The organism is Kitasatospora sp. NPDC056273, from assembly GCF_042268845.1.
GTDB lineage: Bacteria > Actinomycetota > Actinomycetes > Streptomycetales > Streptomycetaceae > Kitasatospora.
The window spans coordinates 1-5155 of record NZ_JBHJSJ010000120.1 but is presented as its reverse complement, the minus strand read 5'-3'; the positions used below and the strand labels follow the sequence as shown (position 1 = coordinate 5155).

3 protein-coding genes and 1 pseudogene are annotated in these 5155 nt (G+C 71.4%); all 4 read left to right on the top strand.

Annotated features, from left to right (window positions below; genetic code table 11):
- A pseudogene (locus ACFCY1_RS41370) lies at positions 1 to 102 on the top strand (ATP-binding protein); the annotation flags it as partial.
- Positions 103 to 503: 401 nt separating this feature from the next.
- Positions 504 to 3878: a nitrate- and nitrite sensing domain-containing protein gene (locus ACFCY1_RS41365; protein ID WP_375877808.1), complete on the top strand. Its 3375-nt coding sequence runs from the start codon at positions 504 to 506 to the stop codon at positions 3876 to 3878.
- Positions 3879 to 3888: 10 nt separating this feature from the next.
- Positions 3889 to 4302: a roadblock/LC7 domain-containing protein gene (locus ACFCY1_RS41360; RefSeq protein WP_030248297.1), complete on the top strand. Its 414-nt coding sequence runs from the start codon at positions 3889 to 3891 to the stop codon at positions 4300 to 4302.
- Between the two features lie 161 nt (positions 4303 to 4463).
- The gene (locus ACFCY1_RS41355; RefSeq protein WP_074001503.1) at positions 4464 to 5105 is read left to right on the top strand and encodes a DUF742 domain-containing protein; all 642 of its coding nucleotides are present in this window, start codon (positions 4464 to 4466) and stop codon (positions 5103 to 5105) included.
- The last annotated feature ends 50 nt before the right edge of the window (positions 5106 to 5155 follow it).

Genomic DNA, 5155 nt, shown 5'->3' with positions numbered 1-5155 from the left:
GCCGACACCCCCGTCATCACCCTCGACGCCCGCCGCCGCGACAGCGCCAAGAGCGCCCTCATCACCCTCGTCGAACACGCCCTGCTCGCCCGGCTCCGCTGAGCGAGGGGGGAACCGCACGGCCCCGACGGTCCGTCCCCCGCGACGGGCCGTCGGGACCGCGGTGCCTACCCGCGGGTGACCTCCGGGGGCCGCGCGCAAGACCCGTGTATAAGCAGCGGATAACAGTTCGGTAGGCATTTTGTGATCAACAATGACTCAGCGTGGCGAAACAGCGTCACTCAGCGCCAGGTGACCACGGTTTTGCTCCGTCATGTCGGTGAATGTCCAGAATGTACCGAGGCGGGTGCCGGACGGCGGCTGTTTGTCCCCCATCCCCGCACGTGCTGAAATTCCAGCTACCCCTGGTTTCTCCTGCGCCGGCCCCTACGGCGGCGGTTCAGGGCCCAGGGGTAGCGCTGGATTGATCCATGGCCGGCAGTCGGCCGAGAGGTAGTTGTCGAGTGAGGCGTAAGCAGCAACCCGCCCCGCAGCGGCGCTCCGAGCCCCGCCAGAGCGAGCCGAACGGTACCCCGGGGGACCCGGCCGGATTCTCCGCGTTCGCTCCCACCGAGGAACGCTCCCAGAGCACCGTCCCGGCTCCCGAGCCCCCGGCCGCGACACCCCGCGGCGGCGGCTCGTCGGGCGACGGCGGATCGAGCCGGTACGACTTCCTCCGCCCGCGCAACTGGCGCGTGCCGACCCGTCTGATCGCGATCCTGCTGATCCCCGTGACCATCAGTCTCGTCTTCGGTGGTCTGCGCGTGAACACCTCGGTCGACGGCTTCATCAAGGCCTCCCGCGCCGAGAAGACCGCGGAGCTGGCCAAGGCGGCGACCGAACTCGCCGAGGCGCTGGAGAACGAGCGCGACAAGACGCTCATACCCCTGCTCACCAAGCAGGACCCGAACAACGAGGTGGCCAAGCGCCGCGGCGCCACCGACGCCGCGCTGAAGGCGTACAACGCCGCCTACGCGGCCTCCGACAAGTCCGGTGAGCTCCCCCGGCGTCACGAGGCCTTCCAGACCCTGGTGGTCGACCTGCCGCACCTGCGGGCCAACGCGTACAACCCGGAGCTGTTCATCAGCGCCACGGCCAACGCGTACTCGGTGATGCTCGACCCGCTGCTGGCCTTCGACAACTCGGTCGGCCTGGGCTCCGCCAACGCCACCAGCAAGGGCCGCGCGATCTACGCGATGTCGCTGGCCAAGGCCGCGGCGTCGACCCAGCGCGCGCTGATGCTCAACCTGCTGGTCGGCATCTCGGCGAACGTCACCACGCGCTACGAGAACCAGGACGTGATCCAGCAGATCCTGATCTCGGAGAAGCTGGAACAGGTCTCCATCAACGAGTTCAACACCGGCAGCGCCCCCGAGGACGCCGCCAAGTACGCGGCCGCGCAGATCGCGCAGACCGCGGCCCAGGACCGCTCGGCGTACAAGATGCCCAACGGCGCGCCGCCCACCATGCAGGGCCTGCTCCAGCTCGGCGCCTCGTACAGCCAGGCCGCCGCGGAGGGCCAGCAGAAGGGCAAGGCGGTCGCCGACGCCGCGTACACCGAGGCGAAGAACGCCGGCCTGACCCAGGAGAACTGGAACCAGGCCACCGACACCCACATCCAGGCCCTGCGGAACACCGAGCTCGCGCTGCTGGACGAGGTCCTCACCGACTCCCGCAACCTGAAGGACAACGCGCTCTACGACGCCATCCTCAACACGGTCATCGTCGTCGCGGCGCTCATCCTGGCCGGCCTGCTGACCGGTTACGTGGCCCGCTCGATGATCCTCGGCATGCGCACCCTGCGCAGCGCCGCCCTGGAGATCGCCGACCACCGCCTGCCGGACCTGGTCGAGAAGCTCTCCAAGACCGACCCCGACCGGGTCGACACCTCGGTGACCCCGATCCCGCTGCACGGCAAGGACGAGATCGGCGAGGTCGCCCGGGCGTTCGACCAGGTCCACCAGCAGGCCGTGGCGCTCGCCGCCGAGCAGGCCCTGCTGCGAGGCAACGTCAACGCGATCTTCACCAACCTGTCGCGCCGCAGCCAGAGCCTGATCCAGCGCCAGCTGGCGCTGATCACCGACCTGGAGAACAACGAGGCCGACCCGGACCAGCTGGAGAACCTCTTCAAGCTGGACCACCTGGCCACCCGTATGCGCCGCAACGGTGAGAACCTCCTCGTCCTCGCGGGCGAGGAGGCCGGCCGCCGCTGGAACACCCCGGTCCCGCTGGTCGACGTGCTCCGCGCCGCCGCGTCCGAGGTGGAGCAGTACGAGCGCGTCGAGCTCTCCGGCATCCCGGAGGTCGACGTCGTCGGCGCCGCCGTGACCGACCTCGTCCACCTGCTCGCCGAGCTGCTGGAGAACGCCACCTCGTTCTCCAGCCCGCAGACCCGGGTGCTGGTCAACGCGACCCGCCTGCCGGACGGCCGCGTGCTGGTCGAGATCCACGACAAGGGCATCGGCCTCACCGCCGAGGACTTCGCGGAGATCAACGAGAAGCTGGCCGAGCCGCCCACGGTGGACGCCACCATCTCCCGCCGCATGGGCCTGTTCGTGGTCGGCCGGCTGTCCCAGCGGCACGACATCCGCGTCCAGCTCCGCCCGTCCGGCGAGTCCGCCGGCACCACCTCGCTGGTCATGCTCCCGCCGTTCGTCACCCAGTCCGGTGCGGCGCCGGAGCCGGACGAGCAGTTCACCGTCTCCCGGATCTTCGCCGAGCAGGAGCCGGCCGCCGAGTGGGCGCCGGACACCCGCGCCCGCAGCGCGGCCGAGCTCGGCTTCGACGACCACCTCACCGGCACCGGCAACGCCGGCTCCAGCGGGTTCAGCCCCGCCCTGGAGGCCGTCCAGCGCTCGCAGCGCCTCGACCAGGTCCGCCGCGCGGCCCTGGAGAGCGCCCCGCAGGCGCCGGTGGTCGACGCCGAGGTCGAGGAGGACTACCGGCAGGGCTACGACCAGTACGCCCCGCAGGGCTACGACCAGCAGCAGGGCCAGGCCGGCGAGCAGTACGCCGACGACCGGTACGGCTACGACCAGGGCGGCTACCAGCAGGACGAGTACCAGCAGGACGGGTACGCCCAGGACGGCTACGACCAGTACGCCCCCCAGGGCTACGAGCAGCAGGGCCAGGCCGGCGGGCAGTACGCCGACGACCGGTACGGCTACGACCAGGGCGGCTACCAGCAGGACGGGTACGCCGACGACCAGTACGGCCGCCCGGCCCAGGACTCCCCGGCCGGCCACCCGTACGCCCCCGAGCCGCCCGCGCTGCCCGCCGCCGAGCCGCACGCCACCCTGCCGTCCGGGCTGCCGCAGCGCCGTCCCGGCGAGCAGCTGGCGGGCGGCGGCCTCCCCGCCGCGCCGGTCGGCGGCGGCCAGTCCGGCGACAGCCCGAACTGGTTCGCCGGCGCCAAGGACACCTCGGCGCCCGAGACCCAGCGCGGCCACGACGTGTCCTCGCTCGGCGGTTACGGCCCGACCGGCCCGACCGCCCGCGCCGCCTGGCAGTCGCCGAACGACGGCGACTGGCAGCGGGCCGAGCAGCTGCGCGAGCCCTCCTCCAGCGGCACCACCGGTGCCGGTCTGCCGCGGCGCGTGCCCAAGCAGAACCTGGTGCCCGGCAACGCCAAGTCCACCCCGCAGGACGGGCCGCAGGTCTCCCGCAGCCCGGAGGAGGTCCGTGGCCGCCTCACCAACCTGCGCCGCGGTGTGGAGCAGGGCCGCAGCGCCGGTAACACCGGAAGCTTCCGGATCGACCCCGATCAGGTAGACCAGTCCGGCAACGGACAGAACCGGAGCACCGATCTCTTCGGCGGCTCGAACCACCAGGAGCGTTGAGTTGACTCAGATGAGCCAGGCCGCACAGAACCTGAACTGGCTGATCACCAATTTCGTGGACAACACCCCCGGGGTGTCCCACACCGTGGTGGTCTCCGCGGACGGCCTCCTGCTGTGCATGTCCGAGGGCTTCCCCCGGGACCGCGCCGACCAGCTCGCCGCCGTCGCCTCCGGCCTCACCTCCCTCACCTCCGGCGCCAGCCGGATCTTCGAGGGCGGCGAGGTCAACCAGACCGTCGTCGAGATGGAACGGGGCTTCCTGTTCCTGATGGCCGTCAGCGACGGCTCCGCACTCGCCGTCCTGGCCGCGCCGGACTCCGACATCGGCCTCGTCGGCTACGAGATGGCCCTGCTCGTCGACCGCGCCGGCGCCGTCCTCACCCCCGCACTCCGCGCGGAACTCCAGGGCAGTCTCCTGCACTGACGGTTCGTCGGATACCGTCCAGGTATTCGAAGTACCTCCGCGTCCTTCCCGGGCCCGCTTCGGCGGGCTCGGGTTCGGACGTTGTACGGCCTTCGCACCACCGGCTCCGGACCTGCGCCGAAGCTCGCACCGCACCGCCGCACCCTGTGAGGAGAGGAACCGTGACACCGCCCGACGACCGCAGCGGCCAATACGGTGTTCCGTACCCTGGCACAGGCCATGACGCCTTCGGAGCACCCGGCGTCGGCCACGGTCAGCAGTACGGCCGGCACCAGTACGGACAGCCCCGGCAGCCGTACCCCCGGCCCGAAGAGCAGTACGGCCAGTACGACCAGTACGCCCGGCAGCCCTCGTACGGCGCCCCGGCGCCCGGCTACCCGGCCCCGGCGCCCGAGCCGGACCCCGGCTACCTGCCCGCCCAGGAGCCCGGCCACGTCGAGGAGTTCGAGGACGAACCCGACTCCGGCCCGCTGATCCGCCCGTTCGCGATGACCGGTGGCAGGACCAGGCCGCGCTACGAACTCGCGCTGGAGGCCCTGGTCTCCGCCGACGTCGACCCGCAGCGCATGGCCACCCTGCTCCCCGAGCACCAGCGGATCTGCACGCTGTGCACGGAGGTCAAATCCGTCGCGGAGGTGTCGGCGCTGCTCTCCCTTCCCCTGGGAGTGGCCCGCATCCTCGTGGCCGACCTGGCCGAGGCCGGCCTGGTCGCCATCCACCAGCCCGCTTCCGGCGGCGAAACCGGAAACCAGCCCGACGTCACGCTGCTCGAAAGGGTCCTCAGTGGACTTCGCAAGCTCTAACGCGGCCGCCCCCACCCGCGCCACCACCTCCGCGAAGATCGTCGTCGCGG

Bases quoted from the DNA above. Each gene is read 5' to 3' on its own strand.
- ACFCY1_RS41360 (WP_030248297.1), top strand. From the start codon at position 3,889: ATGAGCCAGGCCGCACAGAACCTGAACTGGCTGATCACCAATTTCGTG.